This is a genomic window from Catenovulum adriaticum (assembly GCF_026725475.1).
GTDB lineage: Bacteria > Pseudomonadota > Gammaproteobacteria > Enterobacterales > Alteromonadaceae > Catenovulum > Catenovulum adriaticum.
In genome coordinates, this window is sequence record NZ_CP109965.1 from 355,203 (window position 1) to 379,171 (window position 23,969).

The following is a 23,969-nucleotide window of genomic DNA, read 5'->3' on the forward strand; positions in this document are numbered from 1 at the left end:
CAAAAAAGGCGCTGGTGAAGCGCCTTTTTTGTTTACGCGTTTGCGGAAAAAAATTAATCTTTGGCTGGGATATTTTCTTTTAAATACTGAAAAATTTGCCGTGCTGATTTAGGCGGTTTGCCCTGACTTGCTTCTTTTTTCGCCTGACGTACCAGTTGACGCAATTTCGCACGCTCTAACACAGGATTATTTTCAATTACTTGATTTATTTTACTGTCACCTTGATTGATGATTTCATCACGCATTTTTTCCAGTTGATGAAAATGCTGATTAGCTAATAAGTGTTGATTTTCTATTTTTGCGATAGCCATTTTTATCGAATCAGCATCGCCAAATCGTAATAACTTACCAATGTAATTTAACTGGCGATTAAACGCGCCTTTTTTATTGCGAATTTTATCTGCTTCGGCAACAGCTCTGGCGAGCTCGCCGTCAAGAGGCAGTTTTTGTAAGTTAGCGGGCGACAGGTTAAGCATGGTTTCCGCCAGTTTTTGCATGTCTTGGGCATCACGTTTTAGCTCAGACTTACTTACATAAATAATTTCTTCATCTTCATGCGCTGGGTTTTCTTGCCAATCGTCTGTCATAATTTTGCTTCTATTGATAATGGTTGTTTCTGGATAGGTATTTTACCATTAACTGAATCGTTTTGTCTTTGTTATCCCAAAATGAGATTAACAAGATTCACTGTTAATCAATCAGAATACTAAATATCAGTTAACTAAGATATTTAATTTATTGAGCTTAAATAAAATTTAACTACATTATCAGTAAGGTTGCCAGCGAGCTGGCAGGGAAAATAGCGACTAAAACGTAATTTGTTATCTAATGTTTAGATTAATTAGTCAGCGTTGAGGCGATTTGATGTGGTAACTTGTGATTAGCGGCTTGAGTTGGCTGCAAGTTGTTTGCTCTTTTTAGTTGTATAGCTACTGATAAATCAAGCATTTATGTTACACTAAACATCATTATATCAGTTCAATTATGGCCCATTATTATATGCTTGAAGAAATGAATCAGGTTCGCCAAGCGGTTGAAGATGCTCTCGCTTTGGCCAAAAAGCTCGGTGCGACCGATGCTGAAGTCTCTATGTCGAAACAACAAGGTTTATCAGTTGGTTGTCGGTTACAGGAAGTTGAAACCGTTGAGTTTGATTATGGCGGCGCTTTGGGGATTGCGGTTTGGTTTGGTAAACGTAAAGGCAGCGCGTCAACCTCTGATTTATCTAGCCAAGCATTGAAAAAAACAGTTGAAGCCGCTTGTAATATAGCTAAATACACTTCAGAAGACCCTTGTTCAGGTATTGCAGATCCTAGCTTGATGGTCACCGAAATTCCCGACTTAGATTTGTATCATCCGGCTGATATTAATTCAGACAAAGCCATTGAAATTGCACTTGCTTGTGAAAAAGCAGGGTTAGATCAAGATAAGCGAATTGAAAACAGTGATGGTGCGTCTTTTTCATCTCATCAGGGTTTTAAAGTATATGGAAACAGTACTGGTTTAGTGGCAGCTTATCCAAGCTCTCGGCATAACTTAAGTTGTGCTTTGATTGGCCGAGATGGTGAAGATATGCAGCGCGATTATGCGTATACATTGTCTAGGGTATTTGATCACTTAGATTCACCTGAGCAGGTAGGTAAAGCGGCAGCAAAAGAAGTGTTAGCACGTTTGAATCCTCGAAAAGCGGCAACTGCAAAAGTACCTGTTTTGTTTAATAGCGAAATTGCCAGTAGTTTGTTTGGTCACTTTATTAGTGGTATTAGTGGCGGTAATTTATATCGTAAAGCTTCTTTTTTATTAGATGCGCTCGATACCCAAGTATTTCCAGAGTGGCTTAATATTGTTGAAGACCCTTTTATCAAACAAGGCTTATCAAGCCGAGCGTTTGATTCAGAAGGCGTCGCAACACATAAGCGCAATATTGTTGAAAACGGCACGCTCAATACGTGGTTACTAACATCATACGCGGCTCGTAAAATGAATTTAACGGCTACCGGCCATGCTGGCGGTATTCATAACTGGTTAATTAGTTCGGGCGGTGGCGATTTTGCAGCCATGCTGAAAAAACTAGGAACGGGTTTGTTGGTTACCGAAATGATGGGGCAAGGGGTTAATGTTGTTACCGGTGATTATTCAAGAGGTGCAGCTGGCTTTTGGGTTGAAAATGGTATTATTCAATATCCAGTTAGTGAGATTACGATTGCAGGAAAATTAACTGAGATGTTTAAAAACATTGTTGCAGTCGGTGATGATATTGATACTAAAGGTAGCATTCAATGTGGCTCTGTGTTAGTTGAAGAAATGCAGGTTGCGGGCAACTAATCGCCCGCTATTTTAATGCAAATAACGATTGTAAAATGATTTCAAATAAAAAACGCTCAATTAGACCTGAAAAAGTACTCATTGTAGATGACTCTCGGATTATGAGAGATTTTTTAAGAAATATGCTGGTTGAGCTAGGCTTTAATCACTTTATCGAAGCAAGTAGTGCTAGAGATGCACTATTTAAATACGAAGTTGACCAACCTCACTTTATTTTTTTAGACATTGAATTGGGTGAGGATAATGGTTTAGATATTTTTAAAACTATTCTTGATCAAGATAAAGAGGCTAAAGTGACAATTATTTCGGCCCATTCTACTGTAGATAATGTAAAACAGGCGATGCAGTTGGGAGCAAAAGGTTTTCTGGTTAAGCCATTTAACCCAACAAAATTAGTCTCAGCGGTTAAAAATATGAGTCTGGTTTAACTAACCGCCATTTAAGCTAAGCATGGCGGGTTATAGTCAATAAAGCGCTCCTACCAGCTAGCTAAGCAATAAAGCTGCACTGCCTAAAAAGGCAAAAATACCAATAATATCAGTTACTGTGGTTAAGATGACACTGCCAGCCAATGCAGGGTCTATATTAAATTTCTTTAATAATAGCGGGATTGTTACGCCCGCAATACCAGCGGCAAGCATGTTCATTAGCATTGCAAACGCGATAACCGCCGCAAGCGTGATATCTTGTTTCCAAACGCCAACAATACCAGCAATAAGTACAGCCCAAATGATCCCGTTTAAAAAACCGATGGTAAGCTCTTTTAGTAATAGACTTCTGGTATTTGTTGGTAATACTTGGCCCAGGGCCATTGCTCTAATGACTAGTGTTAACGTTTGATTACCAGCTACCCCACCCATGCTTGGCACTATGGTATTTAAAATAGCTAATACGGCAAGTTGACTTAAAATATCTTCGAAAAAATTAGAAACAGTGGCAGCCAACAACGCAGTTAATAGATTAACGCCTAACCAAATTGAACGCTTTTTAGTACTTTGCACTACGGGCGCGAAGGTATCTTCTTCATCATCGAGACCCGCCATGCTCATCATAGAGTGCTCAGCATCTTCACGAATAATATCGACCATATCATCAATGGTGATCCGGCCTAATAAATGATTTTGCTCATCGACGACTGCAGCTGAAACCCAGTTGTAACGTTCAAATTGCTGTGCAGCTTCAGTTTCAGGCATAGTGGCAGCAATTGGGTTAACTTCTGTATTCATTAATTGGGCAATTAATAAATCAGGTCTAGATGTGACAAGCTGGTTTAAGCTAACTTCACCAATTAAAATATCATCTTGATCAACCACATATAAACTGTCGGTATTTTTAGGCAACTCCGCACGCATTCTTAAATAACGCAGTACAACTTCTACGGTTACGTCTGGTCTGATCGTTACCGTATCTGTATTCATTACCGAGCCCGCAGTAAATTCTTCGTAGGCTAGGGCGGCTTCTGCTCTGTGTCTATCTTGATGATCAAGTGAATTTAGTACTTCTTGGTAGAGTTCATCAGGTAAGCTTCGGAGTACTTGTGCTAGGTCATCCGTGTCCATGCCTTCGGTTGCTTCTGCAACCGCTTCTGGCATCATTTGACGAACAATGCTGGTTCTTACATCTTCACTGAGTTCTTCTAGTATTTCACCGTGAAACTCTGAATCAATTAATTGCCAAAATGCAAAACGGGTTTTTACAGGCGTTGACTCTAAAATAAAGGCAACATCAACCGCCGGCATATTATGCAGCGCATTACGAACATGAACAAACATTCCGCGATTTAACGCCGCGGTTAATTCAAGTAATGTTTGATTAGATAAGCTATGCTCGTAGGCTTCTGGCATTTTTCTTGTTATGCTCCCGGTGCAGGTTAAGAGAGGAATGTTTGTTCTATGGCGATTTCAAATGCTTTGTCTATAGTCTACCTAAAGTGTTAAAAAATGGCTATATAAGAAATGCTTAGATAACCTTAACTCGGGTTAAGGTTGTCTATTATTCGCCTTCATTAAATCTGGCGTTTATTAAATTTTCGACCGCATCAAGCGCTGCCGCTGCATCTTCGCCTTCACATTGCACTTGAATTTCACAGCCTGTTGCGCCAGATAATAATAACAATCCCATCACGCTGTTGGCGCTAGCCGTTTTACCTTCGCAGGTAATTTCAATTTTGCTTTGGTAAGTTTGAGCCAGTTGCACTAGCTGAGTGGCAGCTCGAGCGTGTAAACCTAATTTATTTTTAATAAAAAGCGTTTTAGAGGCTTGGTTCATATGGTTTTTCTTATTTAGTGTTTAGATTGCTCACGATGCACAATAGAAACGTCTGATTGTGATGCGGCAAAATACCAGCCCAGTTCTTCAGCAATATAGACAGATCTATGCTTGCCGCCAGTACAGCCTATGGCTACAGTCACATAGCTGCGATTATTTTGTTCTAGCATAGGTAGCCAAGATTCAATACAGTCAGTGATTTTGTTGATAAAGCCTTTGACTTCATCATGATTTTTTAAAAATGCTTGGACGGGTTTATCTAAGCCGGTCATGGGCCTGAGCGATTCATCCCAATGAGGATTAGGTAAAAAGCGGGCGTCAAACACATAATCAGCGTCAGTAGGAATACCATATTTAAAGCCAAAAGATTGAAAAACCAATTTTAAATGGCCTGCTTTTTTATTTAATACTTTGTTCGTAATTATTTTATTTAAATCATGGATGCTAAGTTCGCTACTATCGATAAAAAGGTCGCTTATTTCTCTAATTGGGCTTAACAGCTCACCTTCTTCTTTTATGGCTTCATCCAAACTTAAACTGGCTTGAGTGATAGATAAAGGGTGCATTCGTCTAGTTTCAGAATAGCGTTTAAGCAAAGTTCTGTCGCTGGCATCCATGTAAACAACAATAATATCACTGGATGCTTTAAGTTGAGCAATAATTTGAGCTAAATCATGCTGCCAGTCTGATAAGTTTCTGATATCTAGGTTAAGTGCAACATGTGTATATTTACCTTTTAATGCTTCAGGTAAAAATGGCAATAATTGTATTGGGATATTATCAATACAATAAAAACCAGCGTCTTCTAGTTGGTCTAGCGCGGTCGATTTTCCTGAGCCTGAACGGCCGGATAATATGACAAGCTGTTGCATTATGCTTATTCCGTAATAGCTTGATATAGCTCTTGGTTGGTTTGTGCTGTTCTGATTTTTTTTAAAATCGCTTTGTCAGAAAGTTTTTCTGCGACAGCCGCAAGGGATTTTAAATGCGCTTTACATTCTGCTTCAGGTACTAGTAAGGCAAAAAATACATTCACTGGTTGGTTATCAATTGCATCGTAGCTAATTGCAGTTTCTGCTGTTATTAATACCGCAACCGTTTGATCTGAATGAGCTAATCGGCCATGGGGTAGGGCAATGCCATTACCTATACCTGTGCTGCCTAACCGTTCACGTTGCATAAGCGCATCTAAAATTTCTTGTTCTGGAACTGCGGTGAGTTGCTTAGCCGCAATTTGACTGATGAGTTCTAGTACTCGTTTTTTACTGGTTACAGGGACTGCACTAGCAGTGCAGTCCAAGCTTAAAAAAGATTGAATATCCATTAATGATGCTTCATTTTCTCTTTGTGTTTAATGACTTGTCTATCAAGTTTATTGATAAGGGAATCAATTGCAGCATACATATCGGTATGCTCGGCATTGGCGAATACTTCTCCGCCTGATAAGTGTAAGGTTGCTTCAGCAGTCTGGCTTAGCTTCTCAACATTCAGGATAACATGCACATTGTTGATATGATCAAAATGGCGTTCTAGCTTGGCAAACTTGGTATCGACATAATCACGTAATGCAGTTGTGATATCGACATGATGACCAGTTAAATTGATTTGCATAGACTTTTCCTTCTGGTTTACAGCCTACAATAGGCTTTTTCGTTGATTAGATGGCGGAATAGATAGCGACTCTCGGTATTTAGCAATGGTTCTACGAGCCACTTTTATACCTTGGTCGGCTAGCAATTCAGCTATCTTGCTATCACTTAACGGCTTTGCTGGGTTTTCAGCAGAAACAAGTTTTTTGATAAGTGCCCTAATCGCGGTCGATGAACACTCCCCACCGTTTTCAGTGCTGACATGGCTTGAGAAGAAATACTTCAATTCAAAAATACCGGCTGGAGTATGTAAGTATTTTTGCGTTGTTACTCGTGAAATAGTTGATTCGTGCATTTCTACTTCTTCGGCAACATCATTCAGCACCATAGGTTTCATGGCTTCTTCGCCATGTTCAAAAAAATCTTGTTGTTGTTTTACAATACAACGCGCAACTTTAAGTAAAGTCTCATTTCGGCTTTCTAAACTTTTTATAAACCATTTGGCTTCTTGCATATGTGAGCGAATAAACTGGCTATCGGCCGTATTACGAGCTGTTTTTGACATAGCTGCATATTCTGCGTTTAACCTAAGTTTAGGCACACTTTCTGGATTTAGCTCTACAATCCATTTATTTTTTATCTTTTTAACTGAGACGTCAGGCACAATGTATTGAGCCTCTTCTGCGACAACGCTATTACCCGGTCTTGGGTTTAACGATTGTATCAGCTTCATGATTTGTTTTAAGTCATCTTCTTTTAGCTTGGCTTTTCTTAATAACGTTCGATAATCACGGTTGCCTAGTAGGGCAATGTAATTTTTGATGACTAACTTAGCTTCATTTAGCCATGGTGTGTCGTCAGCGAATTGGTTTAATTGAATTAATAAGCACTCTTGTGTGGTTCGAGATGCGACACCTATCGGGTCAAATACTTGAATGCGTTTAAGTACGCACTCTACCTCATCTAACTCTACTTCTTCATTGCCTAAGCTTTCTAAAATATCTTCTGCGCTGACAGTCAGGTAGCCTGAATCATCAATTGCATCAATGATGGCTATGGCGATGCCACGATCGAGTGGAGAAAAGGGGGTTAAATCCATTTGCCATAAAAGGTGATCTCGGATCGAGTCTATGGTTTCGCCTTGGTAAACGGTATCTTCATCTGAGCTGTAGTTGCTTGAACTTGAATTACTGCTACTGCCTTGAGTGAAATGGTCGTCCCATGTGCTATCAGTTGGTAGTTGATCGGGAATATCCTGATTAGTCATTTCATCATGACTATCACGAACCGAATATTCATCTTGTTCGCCGTTTTCTTGGTTGTTATTTTCTTTGCGGTTTTGATCTTCTTTTTGTTTTTTGGTCTGGTTATATTCTTCAAGCGATTCGAAGTCGTCCTGTGGTTCATCCGTTTCTAAAAGCGGATTGCCATCAAGCGCTTCTTGAATTTCTTGTTGTAGGTCTAACGATGACAGTTGCAGTAGACGAATCGCCTGCTGCAATTGAGGAGTCATGGTTAAATGCTGACCAAATTTTAACTGAATTGATTGCTTCATTATAATTTAAACTGCTCGCCTAAATATACATCTCGGACTTGCTGGTTGCTTAGCACTTGTTCTGGGCTGCCCGATGCAATAAGTTGCCCTTGACTCACTATATACGCTTTTTCGCAGACATCCAAAGTTTCTCTCACATTATGATCGGTAATTAAAACGCCTAAGCCTCTTTCTTTTAAATGAGTAATTATGCGTTTTATATCAATTACAGAAATAGGATCAACCCCTGCAAAAGGTTCATCTAATAAAATAAACTGTGGATCTGCGGCTAATGCTCTGGCTATTTCAACTCTACGCCTTTCACCACCGGATAAAGACATACCTTCACTATCTCGGATATGGGTAATATGAAACTCTTCTAGTAACTCTTCTAGTTTATCTTTCTTTTGCTGCTGGTTTATATCTTTTCGCATTTCTAATATGGAAAAAATATTTTGGGTAACCGTTAATTTTTTAAAAATAGATGATTCTTGTGGCAAGTAACCAACGCCTGAGCGTGCACGTTCATGCATTGGGTAATAGGTGATATTGGTATCGTCTATTAATACTTCGCCTTGGTCATTTTCGACCAAGCCAACAATCATATAAAATGTGGTTGTTTTACCGGCCCCATTTGGCCCTAGTAAGCCAACAATGCTGCCAGAATCGACAGACAAAGAAACATTTTTTACGACTTGCTTTTTTTTATACGCTTTTGCCAAATTATTTGCAATTAACTGTGCCATTAATCATCACTTTTTGGAGTTAGTACGGTTCTGACTCGGTTACCACTAGTTTGTTCGGATGAAGCCACTAATTTTTGGAGTGTTAAATTATATTCAATTTTATCACCACTCACTTGGCTACCTTGCTGTGCAATTTGTGCGTTACCCGTTAAGGTTAATATTCGATCGTCTACTCGGTAATGAATTTGATTTGCTTTGGCTGTTAGTACCGCGCCGTTTTCAAGCTCTTGTTGATAGTGCGCAGGGCTACCAGTTGCAATCAATATATCTTGATCTTGTTCAGGGTTTAGGCCTTTCAAAACTTGCAATTTGGATGATTGCATCAATAAAGAACCTTGTGACACTTCCACTTTGCCACTAAAGGTTAAGGTATTAGTTTTTATATCTAATTGTTGATTTTGCGCATCAATAACAATATTTTCCTTAAAATCTGATTCAAGGGCAAAGCTATTAAAATGTAGGGCAATTAGGCCTAGTACGAGCTGTTTATTTAACAAGATAAGTCGCCTGAACATGTTGAGTTAATTCAAATTCTTTAGTGTTTAGGTTGCCTTTTAATCCTTTTCCAGAAACCTTTAATTTATTACCTTGGGCATTCACTTGTGCTTTGCTGGTAATTGTATGTTGGGTTAAATCCATATTAAGCCGCGACACATTAATTTCGTTTAGCCAATCGGTTGGTTGAGTCGATTTAACTAATACATTGCCTTCAAGTTCCAAATGGCGGTTATCGTAAATACCGCTTTCGTTTGCTGTGAGTACCCAATTTGATTCTTGCATATCTGAATATAAAACATATTCAGGGTGCTGAAAATAAGTAAATTCAAGTTCTTGGTAATATTCGAGGTTTTCAGCTTTTAGTTGCGTTTGTTTGTTACCTGTTGAGTTATATGTTACCTGAGTAAATTGTTTTATTTGATAATCAGGCTGGGTAACTTGCTCCACTTTATTGGGCGTTAAGTCTTCAGTTGACCATTGACGCCAAAAATACTGACTAACGGCGACTATGACTAAAACAGATAACAGCAATTGCTTCATACACTCATACCTTGCGCTTGAGCTAATATACCTCGAGTTTCTAATAATATATCACAAGCTTCCCGCACAGCGCCAAACCCACCACGAGTTTTAGTGGTGTAATGAGCTAACGATAAAATAAGTGGGTGAGCATCGGCCACGGCAATGGCTAATCCGACTTTTTGCATAACGGTTAAATCGGGAACATCATCTCCAATATAGGCTACCTCATCGGCGCTTAATGCAAGTTGCTGACATAATAAGTCAAAAGCTTTAGTTTTATCTTCTTGGCCTTGATATATATGCTGTACCCCTAATGATGTCATGCGTTTTTCAACAATATTGGATTTTCGGCCGGTAATGACGGCAACTTGAATACCTGCATTAATGATAGCTTTGATTCCAAATCCGTCTCGCGTATGAAAGGCTTTAAGTTCTTCGCCTTGGTTTCCAAGGTAAATTCGGCCATCTGAAAATACGCCATCAATATCACAAATTAATAATTTTGTTTGTTGAAATTGATAGGCAACGTCAGGTGTAATAAGACCATAAATGGTGTTAGATATCATTAATCAAATTTCTCATTGTTAGTTTTGAATTAAATAACCTTAGCTTTTAATAAATCGTGAATATTAATAGCCCCAACTGGTTGATCGTTTTGATCTATCACGATAAAGCCATTTACCTTTTTATCTTCCATTAATTTAAGGGCTTCAGCCGCTAGCATATCTGGCGTAACCGTTACTCCACCAGTTGTCATTACTTTTGATATAGCGGTGTCGTGTATATTGATTTTTTTATCTAAAGTTCGGCGTAAATCACCATCGGTAAATATACCAATGAGTTTATTTTGTTGGTCTATTACTGCCGCAAAGCCTAAACTTTTTTGTGAAATTTCAAGTAACGCTTCAGCAATAGTAACCGTTTGATTGACCACGGGTAATTGCTCGTCGGCGTGCATTAAATCTTTTACTTTTAGGAGCAATTTTCGTCCGAGAGAACCTAATGGATGAGAAAACGCAAAATCTTCAGCTGAAAAGTTGCGAGCATCTAGCAGGGTGATTGCTATTGCATCTCCCATCACTACCGCTGCAGTTGTACTCGCGGTCGGGGCGAGACCAAGCGAGCAGGCTTCTTGATCAGCTTTTACTAAAATATGAACATTAGATAGCTCAGCTAAACTCGATTTTTTATTGCTAGTGAGTGCAATCATTTTTGCGCCAATACGTTTTATCACGGGCACTATGGTCATAATTTCATTGCTTTCACCTGAATTTGATAAGGCGATCACGATATCCTGTTTGCTTATCATGCCTAAATCGCCATGACAGGCTTCAGCCGGGTGAACAAAAAAAGCGGGCGAGCCTGTACTGGCTAAAGTAGCTGCTATTTTACGAGCAACATGACCTGATTTACCAATACCAATGACTACAATTTTACCTTGGCAGCTTAACAATAATTCACAGGCTGTTATAAAGTGCTCATCCAAAGATTGATAAAGTTTTTTAACGGCATCTAACTCAATATCTATAACTTGTCTGGCACTTGTTAGCATATCAGCTTGTTGAGTATTGTAAGGCATTAGCTAGCGCCTCCAAACAACATGTATTGATAGCCTATAAAACAGGCAAATAAAATACCGCCTTCAACCCTATTAATACTGCGCGGTCCTTTAATGCCAATGGCCATTGCAATTAACATTATAGTGACCCCTATCATAATCAGACCATCACGAGTTAATGCTGCAGGGTCAATTGCGCCAGGAGCTAGAATCCCAGGGATGGCCAAAACGGCTAGCGCATTAAAAATGTTTGAACCAACGATATTACCTAGTGCTAAATCGTCTTCACCTTTCATTACCCCAGTAATAGATGCGGCTAGTTCTGGCAAAGAAGTACCAATCGCGATAATTGTTAAACCAATGACTAAATCGCTGATTCCAAAATATTTAGCAATGACAACCGCAGAATCAACTAAATAATTAGAGCTGATCAATAGCAGTGTAAGCCCTGCAATAAGCCAAAATATAGATTTACCTGTAGAAACGCCCTCTGGTACATCATCACTGAGATCATCTTCTAATCGATCTATTTGATTTAAAGGGGTTTTATGGATAGATGAATAAGCTAAATAACCTATGGTAATAAAAAAAAGTATAGCGAGTGTAATCCCTTCCCATAATGCCAGCGTATAATCAGCTAGAAATGCAACGGCGATAGCGGATGTTAATAAAATAATGGGTAGTTCACGGCGGATAGTTTGTGAGCCTACAAGTAAAGGTTTAAACAAGGCTGTCAAGCCGAGGACTAAGGTGATATTAGTAATGTTAGAGCCGATTACGTTGCCAATTGCGGTGTCAACTTTGCCAGCAACGGAGGCTGAACCTGCCACCATCATTTCTGGAGCGGAGGAACCCATGGCGACTATGGTTAAACCAATAATCAGTGGCGATAATCCTAAGTTTCTAGCAAGAGCAGCAGCACCGTAAACGAATTTATCTGCGCTCCAAACCAGCAGCGTTAAACTGACAAGTAAAATAAGGGATTGTTCTAACATATTAACCTTAATGAAAACAGCATTTGTATTGATTAGCTGTATTATACTTAAATCACTATAAATTTCAGAAAATACTTATTGTTATTATTTCAAACCGAGAATTGAAAAAATAATTCATTTCAATTGAAATTATTTTAAATATCAATAGGTCTGACAGTTATGTTTTGAAACTTTTCTGATTAAAAGAAAATTGAAAAAAAGATAAGAGAACCAGTTCAATTCAACGCATAAAAGAGCGTTTTTTATTGCATAATTTTGATAGAATGGCGGGATGCTTAAGGCAAAGCCATTAATACAAAGGAAAATCAATGTCTGAAAAAGCCTACGTCGAGGTGAAGAATGTAACCTTTTCGCGTGGAGATAAGGTGATATATGACGATATTAGTTTAACCATTCCCAAAGGTAAAGTGATAGCTGTAATGGGCCCTAGTGGTATAGGTAAAACCACTTTGTTGCGTTTAATTGCAGGCCAAATCAAACCAGACAGGGGTGAAATTATTGTTGATGGTGAAAACATCCCAGCGTTAAAACGCAGTGCTTTATACGATGCTCGAAAAAAAATGAGTATGTTATTTCAAAGTGGTGCACTGTTTAGTGAAATGAGTGTGTTTGAAAATGTAGCTTTTCCAATTAGAGAGCACTGCAAATTACCAGAAGATTTAATTAACGCGATGGTTTTAATGAAGCTTAACTCGGTTGGCTTACGAGGCGCTGCCGATTTAATGCCAAGTGAATTATCGGGCGGTATGGCCCGTCGCGCTGCCTTAGCCAGAGCGATAGCACTTGATCCCGAACTGATTATGTATGATGAGCCATTTGCAGGACAAGATCCGATTTCAATGGGCGTGTTAATTCGCCTAATTCGCGCACTAAATGACGCGTTAGGGCTCACCTCCATTGTGGTGTCGCATGATGTGAATGAAGTTATGAGTATTGCCGATTATGCCTATATTATGGCAAATCAAAAAGTGATAGGTCAGGGGACACCTGCCCAACTCGCAAAAGATGATTCTGCCTTGGTTCATCAATTTATGAGTGGCGAAGCTGATGGCCCCGTTCCTTTTCATTATCCAAGTGAGCCTGTCGATAAGCAGTTAACAGAGGTATTTAAATGATTCTTGATTGTGTGGCTAACATCGGCAGAAAAGGCTTAGATACCTTATCGACAGTAGGTCGAGCCGGGTTAATGTTATTTAATTCGTTATGGGCAGCCCCTAATGTCAGCCAAAATGGACCGTTATTAATACGCCAGCTTTATGTGGTTGGGGTTCAATCATTTGCAATTATCGTCGTAAGCGGACTTTTTATTGGCATGGTATTAGGCTTACAAGGGTATACTATTTTAGTGGGATATGGCGCTGAAAATAGTTTAGGGCCTATGGTGGCCTTGTCATTATTAAGAGAGCTAGGGCCTGTTGTTACTGCGTTATTGTTTGCTGGGCGGGCTGGTTCTGCGTTAACTGCGGAAATAGGATTAATGAAAGCAACAGAGCAACTGTCGAGTATGGAGCTAATGGCTGTTGACCCACTGCGGCGTGTAATTGCCCCCAGATTTTGGGCAGGTTTTTACAGTATGCCATTGCTTGCTTTTTTATTTAGTGCTGTTGGCATCTGGGGGGGCTACCTTGTTGGTGTCCAATGGTTAGGTGTTGATGAAGGTAGTTTTTGGAGCGTAATGCAGGCATCGGTTGACTTTAACCGAGACATTTTAAATGGATTTATCAAAAGTATTGCGTTTGCTATTGTCGTTACTTGGATTGCCATCTTTAGAGGCTATGACTGTATTCCGACATCCGAAGGTATTAGCCGAGCTACAACACAAACTGTCGTACATGCTTCGCTTGCCGTTTTAGGACTTGATTTTGTATTAACCGCTTTAATGTTTGGAGATTAACAAGATGAACAACCGAAAATCAGAAATTGGGGTTGGACTATTTATTACTGGCGGATTGATTGCGCTATTATTTTTAGCTTTACAAGTTGCGAACTCTGGCTCAATTGGCAATGGTGAAACTTATATCTTGAAAGCTAAGTTTGATAACATAGGTGGCTTAAAGGTTCGTTCACCCGTTAAAGTGGGTGGCGTTGTGGTTGGCCGAGTGGCTAATATTGAATTAGAAAAACTGGTTCCTGTCGTGACTATGGAAATTTCTAAAGATTATGAGTTTCCGGAAACCAGCTCATTAAGTATTTTAACCGCCGGTTTGTTAGGTGAACAGTATTTAGGGTTAGAGCCAGGCTTTGTCTTAGAAGATATGGATATAGGCATGCTTAAAAACGATGAATACATTCAAGATACGAAATCAGCATTGGTACTTGAAGAATTAATTGGTCAGTTCTTATTTGGCCAAAGTAATGAAGATTAATGGGGATTCAAGATGAAAAAAATATTTAAAGCTTGTTTAATTGCCTGTAGCTTAGCCAGCATTCCTGTGCTTAGCAGCTTTAGTGTTAATGCCGCGCAAACACAGCAAGCAGATCCTTACGTTTTATTTGAAAATGTAACCCAGCAAGCCTTTGATCGATTTCAAACTGAATGGCCTAAAGTTCAAGATGATCCAGAGCGTTTAAAAACCATTATTCGTGAAGAATTATTGCCATACGTCGATTACGAATATGCCGCATTTAAAGTGCTTGGTAAACATGTGAGAGATATCAAATCTGAAGACAGACAAGCTTTTGTTGATGCGTTTAAAGATTATATTGTTACTGTTTATGCACAGTTATTTAAGCAGTACAAAGAAACGCAAAAAATAGTTGTTGAACAGACCAGAGGTTTAAACGGCGATAAAATAGTTGTGGTGAAAAGCCGAATTGTTGAGCCTGGTCGTCCAGATATTAGTGTTATATTTAAACTTATTTATCGTAATGATAAGTGGGGTGCATTCGATATGGAAGCTGAAGGCATTTCAATGCTTAACACTAAACGAAAAGAGATTGGCGCAGCCATTGATCGTGTTGGTATAAAAGCTATCATTGACGATTTAAATGATAAAGCCGCGCAAAAAATAAAAATCAATCAAAAAGAGCCTAACAATGATTAAGCTCGCTGAAAAACAAAATAATCACCACTTTTGGCAGTTGGCAGGAGAATTAACGCGTTTTGCTGACTTATCTCATTTTCCTGACTTGCCATGCCCTGACCAAAAAGATGTGGATGTTTGTTTAACGGATGTCTCCAAAGTTGACACCGCAGGGTTGGCTTACTTAATAAAGCTACAAGCCCAACTTGCTGAAAAGAACATTAATATTCGTTATTTTGATGCAAGTGATAACTTAAAAAAACTAGCTAATTTATACGGAGTATCAGAGCTCCTGGGAATGAAGTAATATGAATTTAGATGAAGTAATTGAAAGAATAACGCCCATGATTGCAGATGCAATCGAGCATGAAGAATTAATTATTGGTCATGAAGATAACTACTTTCTAACCATTACGATTGTATCAGAAATATTTGATGGCTTACGTCCTGTAAAGCGTCAACAAATGGTGTATCAACCTTTGAATGAACTAATTGCCGATGGCACTATTCATGCCGTAAAAATTAAAGCGATGACAGCAGAAGAATGGCGTTTACATAAAAAGCTTAATTTTTAATTCACGAGGCAAAATACCAACATGGACAAATTTGTTGTAACTGGCGGTAAAGCCTTGCAAGGCGAAGTCAGAATTTCGGGTGCAAAAAATGCGGCTTTACCCATTCTTTTTTCGACCATTTTAAGTGATAAACCTGTCACCTTATCAAATGTTCCGTTACTAAAAGACATTAAAACGACTTTGCAATTATTGAACGAGTTAGGGGTTCAATATAAAGCAGAAGAAGATTCTATCGTATTTGATGCTAGTGAAATAAATTCAACTATTGCACCATATGATTTGGTTCGAAAAATGAGAGCCTCTATTTTAGCACTAGGGCCATTAGTCGCTCGTTGTGGTGAAGCCAAAGTGTCTTTACCTGGTGGTTGTGCAATTGGTGCTCGCCCTGTTAATTTGCACATCAATGGTTTGCAAAAAATGGGTGCTGAAGTGATAGTTGATCATGGTTACATAGTAGCAACTACTCATGGTAAAAAATTACAAGGTGCGCAGATCTTTTTTGATACTGTAACTGTAACTGGGACTGAAAATTTAATGATGGCGGCGGTATTAGCCGAAGGTCAAACGCTACTTGAAAATGCAGCACGAGAGCCTGAAATCGTTGATTTAGCCGACTGCTTAAATGCGATGGGAGCCGACATACAAGGCGCAGGTACAGACACTATTGTTATCAATGGTGTCAACTCATTAACAGGCTGTCAGCACTCTGTACTCCCTGACCGCATTGAAACTGGTACTTTTTTAGTGGCTGCAGCCGTTACGGGTGGTAAGGTTACTTGTACCCATACAAGCCCTAAATTACTAGAATCTGTTCTCGCTAAATTAAAAGAAGCGGGCGCCGAAGTAAGCTCAACTGATAATACGATTAGTTTAGATATGACGGGGCGTGAATTAAAAGCCGTTAATATTAAAACAGCGCCACACCCAGCCTTTCCGACTGATATGCAGGCGCAGTTTACCGTGTTAAATTGTGTTGCTAAAGGCACAGCCAGCATTCATGAAACCATTTTTGAAAATCGGTTTATGCATGTTCCTGAATTGCATAGAATGGGCGCTAATATTGAATTAGAAAGCCATACGGCAATTGTTAAAGGGGTTGACTCATTAACGGGAGCTGAAGTGATGGCAACAGACTTACGAGCGTCTGCTTGCTTAGTGATTGCTGGATTATTTACAACGGATGAAACAACAGTTGCTCGTATTTATCATTTAGATAGAGGCTACGAGCAGCTTGAAGTTAAATTAACTGCTTTAGGCGCCGACGTTAGGCGTGTTGCTGGGTAATTCTGAAATTGTAACCTTTAATTGTAACCGAGAACCTTTACGTAATATCGTTATAGGTAGCTCGGTTCCAGGTTTAGTTTCTGCAATGAGATCCAGTGTTTGTGTTCGCCCGGTGACTGCCTGATGATCGATTTCAATAATGATATCATTAGGCAATATCCCCGCTTTATCTGCTGGGCCATCTGGTTCAACCATAGTGACAATAATACCAACTGGTGTGACTAAATCATCGCTGGTTTGAACAAAGGTTTCTTTACCAGATAAACCTAAATAGCCTCTTACGACTCGCCCATCTGTTGCTATTTTTCGTAAAATAGTTAGCGCTAATTTAGCTGGAACTGCAAAAAATATCCCTTGTGCTTGATTATTTCGTCTGGCAGACGCGTAGTTAAATGAGTTAATACCAACTAAATAGCCATCACTATCAACTAAGGCGCCACCTGAATTACCATCATTTATGGCTGCATCCATCTGAATAAAGTCTGCATAATTAGAGCTAAGACCAGCTCGACCTGTGGCACTAACAATACCTTGGGTTATGGTTTGGCCTAAATTATATGGATTGCCTATGGCTAATACTAAATCGCCCGCTTGAGAGGTTAAGTTTGGATCAATTGGCGCAACGGGTAAGTTTTCACTTTGAACATATAAAACGGCTAAATCAGTGTAAGGGTCGCTGCCTATTAACTGAGCTTCAAACTGCCTACCATCTTGTAACGCAACTAAAATTTGTTCCGCATTTTTTACCACATGTTCAGCAGTTAAGATAAAACCGTTTGACGAGACAATTACCCCAGATCCTAAAGTTCTAATCGCTCTTTTGCTGTTATAAAAACGCTCATCAATTTCGAAGCCTTGAGTGTAAATATTAACTACTGCAGGCGCCGCACGAGCTACCGCTTTTGCAAATGATATCGGTTTTCTTGGAGCCGACTTTTCACTAAACAGAGACTGCCATAAAATATTATTTTGACGAACCTCGGGTAGTGCAGCAAACAATACAATCGTTAAAATTACAGCTATGGCTAAGGTGTTTAAAATAAATTGTAGTGTGCGTGATACTTTTAGGGGCATTACAAAAGCCTTAAATAAAAGACCCGGCAAAGCCGGGTCATACAAGGTAAACTTGAATGTAGCGTTGTTTTAATTAACGGATTACCAGATAAAGCTGACTGCGGCCGCGCACTACATTAAGTGCAATAATACCGTTTTGATCTTCTAGCTTATCTCTTAAATCAGCTAAGTTTTCTACACGCTGTCGGTTTACCCCAATAATAACATCATCTTGCTGTAAACCAATAGCGGCAGCTGCACTACGTTTATCTAATGCTTTAACTTCAACTCCTGCTTGGCCGTCTTGAGTTTTTCCATTTGTAAGTTCAGAGCCTTCAAGTGCAGGGTGGATCACAGACGCTTTAATGTTATCGCCTTTGGATTCGCGTAAAGTGACCGGAATGGTTATTTTATCACCGTCACGAATAACGCCTAATTTAACTGTTGCACCTGCGCCCATGGTGCCAATTTTTGCTCTGAGCTCAAAGAATGAATTCACTGCTTTACCGTTAATGCTAATGATGGCATCACCGGGTTTTAAGCCCGCTTCTTGTGCGGCAGTATCTTCAAATACCTGACGAACAATAGCGCCTTGTGAGGTTGATAAATCAAAGGCTTTAGCAATACCCGCATCAATATTATCGCCAGAGATACCAAGTACACCGCGTTTAACTTCGCCAAACTCAACAATTTGTTTAACCAAATTGTTCATCATATTTGAAGGAATCGCGAAACCAATACCCACATTACCGCCATGAGGGCCTAAAATAGCGGTGTTAATACCAATTAACTTTCCGTCTAGGCTGACTAAAGCACCGCCTGAATTACCGCTGTTTATAGCAGCATCCGTTTGAATAAAGTTTTCATAGCCTTCAATTCCAAGACCGCTTCTGCCCAGTGCGCTAACAATACCAGAAGTGACGGTTTGACCAATTGCGAACGGGTTGCCGATGGCGATGGCAAAATCACCGACACGAAGCTTATCTGAGTCAGCCAGTGGAATATCAGTTAAATCCTCAGCTTCAATTTGCAATAAAGCCACATCTGTTTCTGAATCTGAGCCTAATTTTTTTGCCTCGTATTGTTTACCATTTTTTAAAGTAATTAAAATTTCATCCGTATCAGCAATGACATGATGGTTGGTAACAATGTAACCTTTTTTTGCATCAATAATAACCCCAGAACCAGCGGTTTGGAAAGGTTGCTCTTGCATTCGGGGTTGAGCATTTTGTCCAAAAAAACGCCTGAAAACTTCTGGTATTTGTTGTTTATTTTGTTTCATCCCTGTGGCTGAAATATTAACCACTGCTGGAGTGGCTTTTTCTAGCATTGGTGCCAGCGAAGGCGTTTCTTGTTTGTTATTATCAAACCAAGGAATAGCCGCATTTGCTATTGGCGTAACGGCGAGTGCTGCGGCTAACATAGTGGCTTTAAAAAAAGTTAAACAGTTTGCTTTCAATGTGAATTCTCCTGATAAAAAATGAAATTGAAAGGGTTGTTACTCATTTAAAGACATAAACAATTAAAAAAAAGTTCAATCCTTATTGCTTATTTTCAGCTTCAAACCAACCCATTTTATTTTCAGAATAATCAAGTGGAATCGCTTTAGTTGGCGACTCTAAGTCTGCTTTTTCTGATGATTTTTTTGATGCAGTTTGGTTTAGTAATTCACTAATCTCAGGGCTAAAAAACGGAATGTATTCTTTATTGTCTTGCTTTTCGGTTAGCGCTGTAAGCTGTTTTTGTGAATCACTAGCGGCCGTTTGTGCTTGTTGCGCAATATTTTGCATCGCATCATTCACTGACGTTAAATAGTTGTTTACTTCATTTTTGAAGCTTTCTTGCGACTTCATATGCTTGTCTAGTTCAGCTTCTAACTCTTGTTGCTTACCTGTTAATGCTGGAATGATACGTCCGGCTGCAAAACCTGCTAAACCGCCAACTAAAAAAATAACTACGCCTGTTAACCATGTCATGATGAATTACCTCAAAAAAAAGATTAGCATTACACAATCTATTTATAAAATATAACGAACTGTCGATTTAACTAATTATGACAACTCCAATGAAGCAATACCAGCAAGATTTAGCAACAGGTAAACTTGTTGCTGATCCGGCACAGGCAGAAGCTGTAGAGCTATTAAATAATTTGCATCAACAATTAAGTGATTCTATTAACGTACCAAATAATTGGATTACTAAGATTAAATATTTATTTTCCTCTGCAAAAAATCAAGCTTTAGACGGGCTTTATTTTTGGGGAGGCGTTGGTCGCGGTAAAACCTATTTAATGGATTTGTTTTATCATAGCTTACCATTTGAGCAGAAATACCGCGTGCATTTTCATCGGTTTATGCATCACATTCACCAGCGCCTGAATGTTTTAAAGGGTCAAAAAAATCCGCTTGAAGTGATTGCAAGTGAATTAGCGCAATCTTATCAAATAATTTGTTTTGATGAATTTTTTGTTTCTGATATTACTGATGCTATGTTATTAGCGGGTTTAATGGAAGCCTTGTTTGAGCGTAATGTGGTTTTTGTCGCAACCTCAAATATTCCGCCCGATCAGTTATACAAAAATGGCCTGCAACGCGCACGTTTTATGCCCGCTATTGAACTAATTAAAAAACACTGCCGAGTGATGAACTTAGACAGTGGAATTGATTACAGAATGAGAGCTTTAACTCAAGCTGAAATTTACCACTCACCATTAGATGAACAAGCAGACCAAAACTTACACACCTATTTTAAACAGCTTGCAGTGGGTGACATTAAAGCAGATAAATCAATTGATATAGAGCACAGAGCAATACAAACCCGTTTTTTATCACAAGGTATGGTGTGGTTTGATTTTTATCAGCTTTGCGATGGTCCTCGCAGCCAAAATGACTATATTGAAATTAGTAAGTGTTTTAACACAGTACTATTAAGTGGCGTTAGGCAAATGAGTGAACAGAATGATGATATTGCCCGACGTTTTATTGCTATGGTAGATGAGTTTTACGAGCGTCATGTGAAACTTATTATTTCGGCAGAAGTTGAGTTAACCCAACTTTATACTCAAGGTCGACTTAATTTTGAATTTAAGCGCTGTATTAGCCGGTTGCAAGAAATGCAATCGCATGAATATTTGGCATTAGCGCATTTGTGTTAATTTTGAAAAAATTACACTCTGGCACGTAAAAAATTGAGTATGAACGTTATGATTAGTGACTCATTTTATTTTTCCATATAAAAAACAATTGAGTAAGTAATTGGCATGCTTTTAGCTTCTTCAAAAGTGTATTAAATCAATATTTAATTTTACTGAGTAAAGCTTAACGAAGGAGGCTGTTATGAAACTTACCCAAACTCAATCTGTTATTACGGCGGCATTATTAAGTGTTTCTGCAATGTCGGTATCAGCTAATAATAACTGGGAAAATGAAGCAAAAGACGCTTGGATAGATGGAAAGGCTGAATCAACGTTATTATTAAATACTAATCTAAACTCATTTGACATTAATACAGATGTAAAAGATGGTAGGGTCACTTTAACGGGTAGGGTTGATAGTGAAATCGACAAAGCACTTGCTGAAGAACTGGTTGAAAATTTAGAAGGTGTTGAAGATATTGACAATGAAATTACGGTTCAAAGTGAAAGTGACGTTAAAGATGAACCGAATGAAATGTTATCATCGTTAAAAGATTCTAAAGTAGCCAGTGTTGTTAAAACCCGTTTATTAATGGAAAGTGAAGTGAGTGGTACCGACATAGATGTTGACTCAAAAAACGGCGTGGTTATTTTACAAGGCGAAGTTGACACTAAAGCGGAGCAAGATTTGGCTATTGCTATTGCAAAAAATACCAACGATGTAAAAGAAGTTATTGATAATATTGAGATTATTAATTAATTACTAGGTTTTATTTTATAAATCTTACTTACTTTGCCAGCCGAGAACTTGTTGCTCGGCTGGTTTTTTAGTGCTCTATTTTTATGCGTTCTGTGTAATTGAATAAAATTAGTCCAAAAAAACTTCAATTTTACGTGATCTTTTAATATGCCTCCTATATAATGCGCGCCTCCCACCCGGTTGACAGGCTAATAATTGGCCTTTGACAAATTCTCGAAGGGGTTTTTGACATAAACTAGGGGAGACATTTTGGTCTCCAACTGTGGAATTTTTAAGTATTTAGGTTAAATTCGAAATGACAACTTTTTCTGCAAAGCCTGAATCTGTTAAGCGCGACTGGTATGTAGTTGACGCTGACGGTAAGACTTTAGGTCGTTTAGCAACTGAAATCGCAACTCGCTTACGCGGTAAACATAAGCCAGAGTATACTCCTCACGTAGACACAGGCGATTATATCGTCGTTGTTAATGCTGAGAAAGTAGCTGTAACAGGTGCTAAGCGTAGCGATAAAACGTATTATTCGCATTCTGGTTTCCCAGGTGGAATCAAATCAATTACTTTTGATAAGTTAATTGAGAAAAAACCAGAAATGATCATCGAGAGCGCTGTTAAAGGTATGCTTCCGAAGGGTCCATTGGGTCGTGCAATGTTCCGTAAACTTAAAGTTTACGCGGGTGCTGAGCATAACCATCAGGCACAACAACCACAAACATTGGACATCTAATCCGGAGAGACTACTATGGCAGAAACTCAATACTATGGTACTGGTCGTCGTAAAAGCTCAACAGCTCGCGTCTTTTTAAGACCAGGTACAGGTAATATTACAATTAACAAACGTACAATCGAAACTTATTTCGGTCGTGAAACTGCTCGTATGGTTGTTCGTCAACCGTTAGAGTTGCTTGAAATGTCTGAAAAATTCGATTTATACATCACAGTTGCTGGTGGCGGTACTACAGGTCAAGCTGGTGCTATCCGTCACGGTATTACTCGTGCATTAATGGAATTTGATGAGACTTTACGTCCTTCATTACGTCAAGCGGGTTATGTTACTCGTGATGCACGTCGTGTTGAACGTAAGAAAGTGGGTCTTAAGAAAGCTCGTAAGCGTCCACAATTCTCAAAACGTTAATACGTTTTTTATGCTTATTCAAAAAAACCCGGTTTTACCGGGTTTTTTTTTGCAAATACCGTTAGGCAATTAGGTTTGTTATTTATCAATGACCACCTAAGCTGTATGTAAAAGCACCCAAGTTAGCGATATTAGTTAGTAAAAAGTGACGTTTATGATTTAGATCAATTCTAAACATAGCTTTTTTTACTGTTTTTATGGGATTTCCTTGTCAGTTATCGGGTTTTTTTTATATCATTCGGTATATTTTTCACCTCGTGCCTACTAGGCGGATCTTTTTTAGTTGATATGACGGATTTTTTTCTCAAAAATTCCCATGACAACCAAAAAATTCTGTCAGCGGGTCGTTAGTTTTTAGAATCTAGTCTCGGAGAAGATTGAATGAGTAATGCGCCTGTTAATAACGGTCGCCGTCGCTTCTTAACCGTCGCAACTTCGGTTGTTGGTGGGGTGGGTGCTGCCGGAGCAGTTGTACCTTTCATCGCGTCCTGGAACCCAAGTGCTAAAGCAAAAGCTGCCGGTGCACCAGTTGAAGTAAATATCAGTAAACTGGAAGCGGGCCAAATGCTACGTGTTGAATGGCGTGGTAAGCCAGTTTGGGTTGTTAAACGCACAGAAGAAATGTTAAAGGGCTTGGCTGAACACGAAGATAAACTTCGTGATGCAAACTCTGAAGTTGAACAGCAACCTGGTTATGCTCAAAATAGAAACCGTTCTATTAAGCCTGAAATTTTTGTTGCCGTGGGTATTTGTACTCATTTAGGTTGTTCTCCACAATATTTGCCAGAAGCATTTGCTGAGCAAGTTGTAGGGGTTGCTTCTGGTTTTATGTGTCCTTGTCATGGCTCTAAATTTGATATGGCAGGCCGTGTATTTCAAAGTGTACCTGCGCCAACTAACTTGGTGATTCCACCGCATAAATATTTAGACGAGAACACAGTTCTTGTTGGTGATGACTCGGGAGCAGCATAATT

30 protein-coding genes are annotated in these 23,969 nt (G+C 39.1%); 14 read left to right on the forward strand and 16 right to left on the reverse strand.

Annotated elements, in window-relative coordinates:
• Positions 1–53 precede the first annotated feature (53 nt).
• On the reverse strand, positions 54–587 hold the full coding sequence (gene yjgA / locus OLW01_RS01480; RefSeq protein ID WP_268074869.1) for a ribosome biogenesis factor YjgA: 534 nt from the start codon (positions 585–587) through the stop codon (positions 54–56).
• A gap of 412 nt (positions 588–999) precedes the next feature.
• Between yjgA and pmbA the strand changes: the two genes are divergently transcribed.
• Both pmbA and OLW01_RS01490 read left to right on the forward strand, forming a co-directional pair.
• Positions 1,000–2,325: a metalloprotease PmbA gene (gene pmbA / locus OLW01_RS01485; RefSeq protein ID WP_268076127.1), complete on the forward strand. Its 1,326-nt coding sequence runs from the start codon at positions 1,000–1,002 to the stop codon at positions 2,323–2,325.
• 35 nt (positions 2,326–2,360) lie between these two features.
• Entirely contained in the window at positions 2,361–2,753 is a 393-nt protein-coding gene (locus tag OLW01_RS01490) for a response regulator (RefSeq protein WP_268074870.1), read from the forward strand.
• Positions 2,754–2,810: 57 nt separating this feature from the next.
• Here the strand turns inward: OLW01_RS01490 and mgtE are convergent, their stop codons facing one another.
• The 12 genes from mgtE to OLW01_RS01550 all read right to left on the reverse strand — a co-directional run bounded on the left by mgtE (position 2,811) and on the right by OLW01_RS01550 (position 12,035).
• Positions 2,811–4,169 carry a magnesium transporter gene (gene mgtE / locus OLW01_RS01495; RefSeq protein WP_268074871.1) on the reverse strand — a complete coding sequence of 453 codons (1,359 nt, stop codon included), beginning with the start codon at positions 4,167–4,169 and terminating at the stop codon, positions 2,811–2,813.
• A 148-nt stretch (positions 4,170–4,317) separates the two neighbouring features.
• Positions 4,318–4,593: an HPr family phosphocarrier protein gene (locus OLW01_RS01500; RefSeq protein WP_268074872.1), complete on the reverse strand. Its 276-nt coding sequence runs from the start codon at positions 4,591–4,593 to the stop codon at positions 4,318–4,320.
• A gap of 14 nt (positions 4,594–4,607) precedes the next feature.
• The gene (gene rapZ, locus OLW01_RS01505; protein ID WP_268074873.1) at positions 4,608–5,465 is read right to left on the reverse strand and encodes an RNase adapter RapZ; all 858 of its coding nucleotides are present in this window, start codon (positions 5,463–5,465) and stop codon (positions 4,608–4,610) included.
• Between the two features lie 5 nt (positions 5,466–5,470).
• Positions 5,471–5,917, reverse strand: coding sequence for a PTS IIA-like nitrogen regulatory protein PtsN (ptsN, locus tag OLW01_RS01510; protein ID WP_268074874.1), 447 nt, complete (start codon positions 5,915–5,917; stop codon positions 5,471–5,473).
• A complete protein-coding gene (gene hpf / locus OLW01_RS01515; protein WP_268074875.1) occupies positions 5,917–6,204 on the reverse strand; it encodes a ribosome hibernation promoting factor in 288 nt (95 codons plus the stop codon). The genes ptsN and hpf overlap by 1 nt, the downstream gene beginning before the upstream one ends.
• Before the next feature lie 24 nt (positions 6,205–6,228).
• Positions 6,229–7,737: an RNA polymerase factor sigma-54 gene (locus tag OLW01_RS01520; RefSeq protein ID WP_268074876.1), complete on the reverse strand. Its 1,509-nt coding sequence runs from the start codon at positions 7,735–7,737 to the stop codon at positions 6,229–6,231.
• Complete coding sequence (gene lptB / locus OLW01_RS01525; protein ID WP_268074877.1) at positions 7,737–8,462, reverse strand: LPS export ABC transporter ATP-binding protein; 726 nt, start codon at positions 8,460–8,462, stop codon at positions 7,737–7,739. Before lptB ends, OLW01_RS01520 begins: the two co-directional genes overlap by 1 nt.
• Positions 8,462–8,959, reverse strand: a complete 498-nt coding sequence (gene lptA, locus OLW01_RS01530) for a lipopolysaccharide transport periplasmic protein LptA (RefSeq protein WP_268074878.1) — start codon at positions 8,957–8,959, stop codon at positions 8,462–8,464. The genes lptB and lptA overlap by 1 nt, the downstream gene beginning before the upstream one ends.
• Positions 8,949–9,500 carry an LPS export ABC transporter periplasmic protein LptC gene (gene lptC / locus OLW01_RS01535; RefSeq protein WP_268074879.1) on the reverse strand — a complete coding sequence of 184 codons (552 nt, stop codon included), beginning with the start codon at positions 9,498–9,500 and terminating at the stop codon, positions 8,949–8,951. Before lptC ends, lptA begins: the two co-directional genes overlap by 11 nt.
• Entirely contained in the window at positions 9,497–10,048 is a 552-nt protein-coding gene (gene kdsC, locus OLW01_RS01540) for a 3-deoxy-manno-octulosonate-8-phosphatase KdsC (RefSeq protein ID WP_268074880.1), read from the reverse strand. Before kdsC ends, lptC begins: the two co-directional genes overlap by 4 nt.
• Positions 10,049–10,077: 29 nt before the next feature.
• Entirely contained in the window at positions 10,078–11,061 is a 984-nt protein-coding gene (locus tag OLW01_RS01545) for a KpsF/GutQ family sugar-phosphate isomerase (RefSeq protein ID WP_268074881.1), read from the reverse strand.
• The gene (locus OLW01_RS01550; protein ID WP_268074882.1) at positions 11,061–12,035 is read right to left on the reverse strand and encodes a calcium/sodium antiporter; all 975 of its coding nucleotides are present in this window, start codon (positions 12,033–12,035) and stop codon (positions 11,061–11,063) included. The genes OLW01_RS01545 and OLW01_RS01550 overlap by 1 nt, the downstream gene beginning before the upstream one ends.
• A 308-nt stretch (positions 12,036–12,343) precedes the next feature.
• Here OLW01_RS01550 and mlaF point away from each other — a divergent pair, with 308 nt between their 5' ends.
• From mlaF to murA, 7 genes are read left to right on the forward strand one after another with little or no spacing between them, the layout of a single operon-like run.
• Positions 12,344–13,150 (forward strand): phospholipid ABC transporter ATP-binding protein MlaF, encoded by an 807-nt coding sequence (gene mlaF / locus OLW01_RS01555; RefSeq protein ID WP_268074883.1) that lies wholly within the window; start codon positions 12,344–12,346, stop codon positions 13,148–13,150.
• A complete protein-coding gene (gene mlaE, locus OLW01_RS01560; protein WP_268076129.1) occupies positions 13,150–13,929 on the forward strand; it encodes a lipid asymmetry maintenance ABC transporter permease subunit MlaE in 780 nt (259 codons plus the stop codon). Before mlaF ends, mlaE begins: the two co-directional genes overlap by 1 nt.
• Positions 13,930–13,933: 4 nt before the next feature.
• On the forward strand, positions 13,934–14,401 hold the full coding sequence (mlaD, locus tag OLW01_RS01565) for an outer membrane lipid asymmetry maintenance protein MlaD (RefSeq protein WP_268074884.1): 468 nt from the start codon (positions 13,934–13,936) through the stop codon (positions 14,399–14,401).
• 12 nt (positions 14,402–14,413) lie between these two features.
• On the forward strand, positions 14,414–15,079 hold the full coding sequence (locus tag OLW01_RS01570; protein WP_268074885.1) for an MlaC/ttg2D family ABC transporter substrate-binding protein: 666 nt from the start codon (positions 14,414–14,416) through the stop codon (positions 15,077–15,079).
• The gene (locus tag OLW01_RS01575; RefSeq protein WP_268074886.1) at positions 15,072–15,365 is read left to right on the forward strand and encodes an STAS domain-containing protein; all 294 of its coding nucleotides are present in this window, start codon (positions 15,072–15,074) and stop codon (positions 15,363–15,365) included. Before OLW01_RS01570 ends, OLW01_RS01575 begins: the two co-directional genes overlap by 8 nt.
• Position 15,366: 1 nt before the next feature.
• Complete coding sequence (locus tag OLW01_RS01580) at positions 15,367–15,633, forward strand: BolA family protein (protein ID WP_268074887.1); 267 nt, start codon at positions 15,367–15,369, stop codon at positions 15,631–15,633.
• A gap of 21 nt (positions 15,634–15,654) precedes the next feature.
• Complete coding sequence (gene murA / locus OLW01_RS01585) at positions 15,655–16,917, forward strand: UDP-N-acetylglucosamine 1-carboxyvinyltransferase (protein WP_268074888.1); 1,263 nt, start codon at positions 15,655–15,657, stop codon at positions 16,915–16,917.
• Here murA and OLW01_RS01590 read toward each other — a convergent pair.
• The 3 genes from OLW01_RS01590 to OLW01_RS01600 all read right to left on the reverse strand — a co-directional run bounded on the left by OLW01_RS01590 (position 16,885) and on the right by OLW01_RS01600 (position 19,946).
• A complete protein-coding gene (locus OLW01_RS01590) occupies positions 16,885–17,991 on the reverse strand; it encodes a trypsin-like peptidase domain-containing protein (RefSeq protein ID WP_268074889.1) in 1,107 nt (368 codons plus the stop codon). The two genes, murA and OLW01_RS01590, sit on opposite strands and share 33 nt — an antisense overlap.
• Before the next feature lie 73 nt (positions 17,992–18,064).
• Positions 18,065–19,393: a DegQ family serine endoprotease gene (locus tag OLW01_RS01595; protein ID WP_268076131.1), complete on the reverse strand. Its 1,329-nt coding sequence runs from the start codon at positions 19,391–19,393 to the stop codon at positions 18,065–18,067.
• Between the two features lie 118 nt (positions 19,394–19,511).
• Positions 19,512–19,946 carry a ZapG family protein gene (locus tag OLW01_RS01600; protein WP_268074890.1) on the reverse strand — a complete coding sequence of 145 codons (435 nt, stop codon included), beginning with the start codon at positions 19,944–19,946 and terminating at the stop codon, positions 19,512–19,514.
• Between the two features lie 77 nt (positions 19,947–20,023).
• On the opposite strand from OLW01_RS01600, the gene zapE reads away from it, so the two are divergent.
• The 5 genes from zapE (at position 20,024) to petA (ending at position 23,967) form a co-directional block, all read left to right on the forward strand.
• Positions 20,024–21,124, forward strand: a complete 1,101-nt coding sequence (gene zapE, locus OLW01_RS01605) for a cell division protein ZapE (protein WP_268074891.1) — start codon at positions 20,024–20,026, stop codon at positions 21,122–21,124.
• 181 nt (positions 21,125–21,305) lie between these two features.
• The gene (locus OLW01_RS01610; RefSeq protein ID WP_268074892.1) at positions 21,306–21,863 is read left to right on the forward strand and encodes a BON domain-containing protein; all 558 of its coding nucleotides are present in this window, start codon (positions 21,306–21,308) and stop codon (positions 21,861–21,863) included.
• A gap of 295 nt (positions 21,864–22,158) precedes the next feature.
• Positions 22,159–22,587, forward strand: coding sequence for a 50S ribosomal protein L13 (gene rplM, locus OLW01_RS01615; protein WP_268074893.1), 429 nt, complete (start codon positions 22,159–22,161; stop codon positions 22,585–22,587).
• 15 nt (positions 22,588–22,602) lie between these two features.
• On the forward strand, positions 22,603–22,995 hold the full coding sequence (gene rpsI, locus OLW01_RS01620) for a 30S ribosomal protein S9 (protein ID WP_268074894.1): 393 nt from the start codon (positions 22,603–22,605) through the stop codon (positions 22,993–22,995).
• Between the two features lie 381 nt (positions 22,996–23,376).
• The gene (petA, locus tag OLW01_RS01625) at positions 23,377–23,967 is read left to right on the forward strand and encodes a ubiquinol-cytochrome c reductase iron-sulfur subunit (protein WP_268074895.1); all 591 of its coding nucleotides are present in this window, start codon (positions 23,377–23,379) and stop codon (positions 23,965–23,967) included.
• Positions 23,968–23,969: the final 2 nt, after the last annotated feature.

Excerpts from the sequence above, each read along its gene's own strand:
- mlaD (WP_268074884.1), top strand. The coding sequence starts at position 13,934 with ATGAACAACCGAAAATCAGAAATTGGGGTTGGACTATTTATTACTGGC.
- lptB (WP_268074877.1), bottom strand. The coding sequence starts at position 8,462 with ATGGCACAGTTAATTGCAAATAATTTGGCAAAAGCGTATAAAAAAAAG.
- OLW01_RS01570 (WP_268074885.1), top strand. The coding sequence starts at position 14,414 with ATGAAAAAAATATTTAAAGCTTGTTTAATTGCCTGTAGCTTAGCCAGC.
- kdsC (WP_268074880.1), bottom strand. The coding sequence starts at position 10,048 with ATGATATCTAACACCATTTATGGTCTTATTACACCTGACGTTGCCTAT.
- murA (WP_268074888.1), top strand. The coding sequence starts at position 15,655 with ATGGACAAATTTGTTGTAACTGGCGGTAAAGCCTTGCAAGGCGAAGTC.
- rplM (WP_268074893.1), top strand. The coding sequence starts at position 22,159 with ATGACAACTTTTTCTGCAAAGCCTGAATCTGTTAAGCGCGACTGGTAT.
- pmbA (WP_268076127.1), top strand. The coding sequence starts at position 1,000 with ATGCTTGAAGAAATGAATCAGGTTCGCCAAGCGGTTGAAGATGCTCTC.
- OLW01_RS01595 (WP_268076131.1), bottom strand. The coding sequence starts at position 19,393 with ATGTTAGCCGCAGCACTCGCCGTTACGCCAATAGCAAATGCGGCTATT.
- ptsN (WP_268074874.1), bottom strand. The coding sequence starts at position 5,917 with ATGGATATTCAATCTTTTTTAAGCTTGGACTGCACTGCTAGTGCAGTC.
- mgtE (WP_268074871.1), bottom strand. The coding sequence starts at position 4,169 with ATGCCAGAAGCCTACGAGCATAGCTTATCTAATCAAACATTACTTGAA.
- hpf (WP_268074875.1), bottom strand. The coding sequence starts at position 6,204 with ATGCAAATCAATTTAACTGGTCATCATGTCGATATCACAACTGCATTA.
- OLW01_RS01490 (WP_268074870.1), top strand. The coding sequence starts at position 2,361 with ATGATTTCAAATAAAAAACGCTCAATTAGACCTGAAAAAGTACTCATT.
- OLW01_RS01545 (WP_268074881.1), bottom strand. The coding sequence starts at position 11,061 with ATGCCTTACAATACTCAACAAGCTGATATGCTAACAAGTGCCAGACAA.
- yjgA (WP_268074869.1), bottom strand. The coding sequence starts at position 587 with ATGACAGACGATTGGCAAGAAAACCCAGCGCATGAAGATGAAGAAATT.
- OLW01_RS01550 (WP_268074882.1), bottom strand. The coding sequence starts at position 12,035 with ATGTTAGAACAATCCCTTATTTTACTTGTCAGTTTAACGCTGCTGGTT.
- rapZ (WP_268074873.1), bottom strand. The coding sequence starts at position 5,465 with ATGCAACAGCTTGTCATATTATCCGGCCGTTCAGGCTCAGGAAAATCG.
- OLW01_RS01590 (WP_268074889.1), bottom strand. The coding sequence starts at position 17,991 with ATGCCCCTAAAAGTATCACGCACACTACAATTTATTTTAAACACCTTA.
- rpsI (WP_268074894.1), top strand. The coding sequence starts at position 22,603 with ATGGCAGAAACTCAATACTATGGTACTGGTCGTCGTAAAAGCTCAACA.
- zapE (WP_268074891.1), top strand. The coding sequence starts at position 20,024 with ATGACAACTCCAATGAAGCAATACCAGCAAGATTTAGCAACAGGTAAA.
- OLW01_RS01610 (WP_268074892.1), top strand. The coding sequence starts at position 21,306 with ATGAAACTTACCCAAACTCAATCTGTTATTACGGCGGCATTATTAAGT.
- OLW01_RS01500 (WP_268074872.1), bottom strand. The coding sequence starts at position 4,593 with ATGAACCAAGCCTCTAAAACGCTTTTTATTAAAAATAAATTAGGTTTA.
- OLW01_RS01575 (WP_268074886.1), top strand. The coding sequence starts at position 15,072 with ATGATTAAGCTCGCTGAAAAACAAAATAATCACCACTTTTGGCAGTTG.
- mlaF (WP_268074883.1), top strand. The coding sequence starts at position 12,344 with ATGTCTGAAAAAGCCTACGTCGAGGTGAAGAATGTAACCTTTTCGCGT.
- lptC (WP_268074879.1), bottom strand. The coding sequence starts at position 9,500 with ATGAAGCAATTGCTGTTATCTGTTTTAGTCATAGTCGCCGTTAGTCAG.
- OLW01_RS01600 (WP_268074890.1), bottom strand. The coding sequence starts at position 19,946 with ATGACATGGTTAACAGGCGTAGTTATTTTTTTAGTTGGCGGTTTAGCA.
- petA (WP_268074895.1), top strand. The coding sequence starts at position 23,377 with ATGAGTAATGCGCCTGTTAATAACGGTCGCCGTCGCTTCTTAACCGTC.
- OLW01_RS01520 (WP_268074876.1), bottom strand. The coding sequence starts at position 7,737 with ATGAAGCAATCAATTCAGTTAAAATTTGGTCAGCATTTAACCATGACT.
- OLW01_RS01580 (WP_268074887.1), top strand. The coding sequence starts at position 15,367 with ATGAATTTAGATGAAGTAATTGAAAGAATAACGCCCATGATTGCAGAT.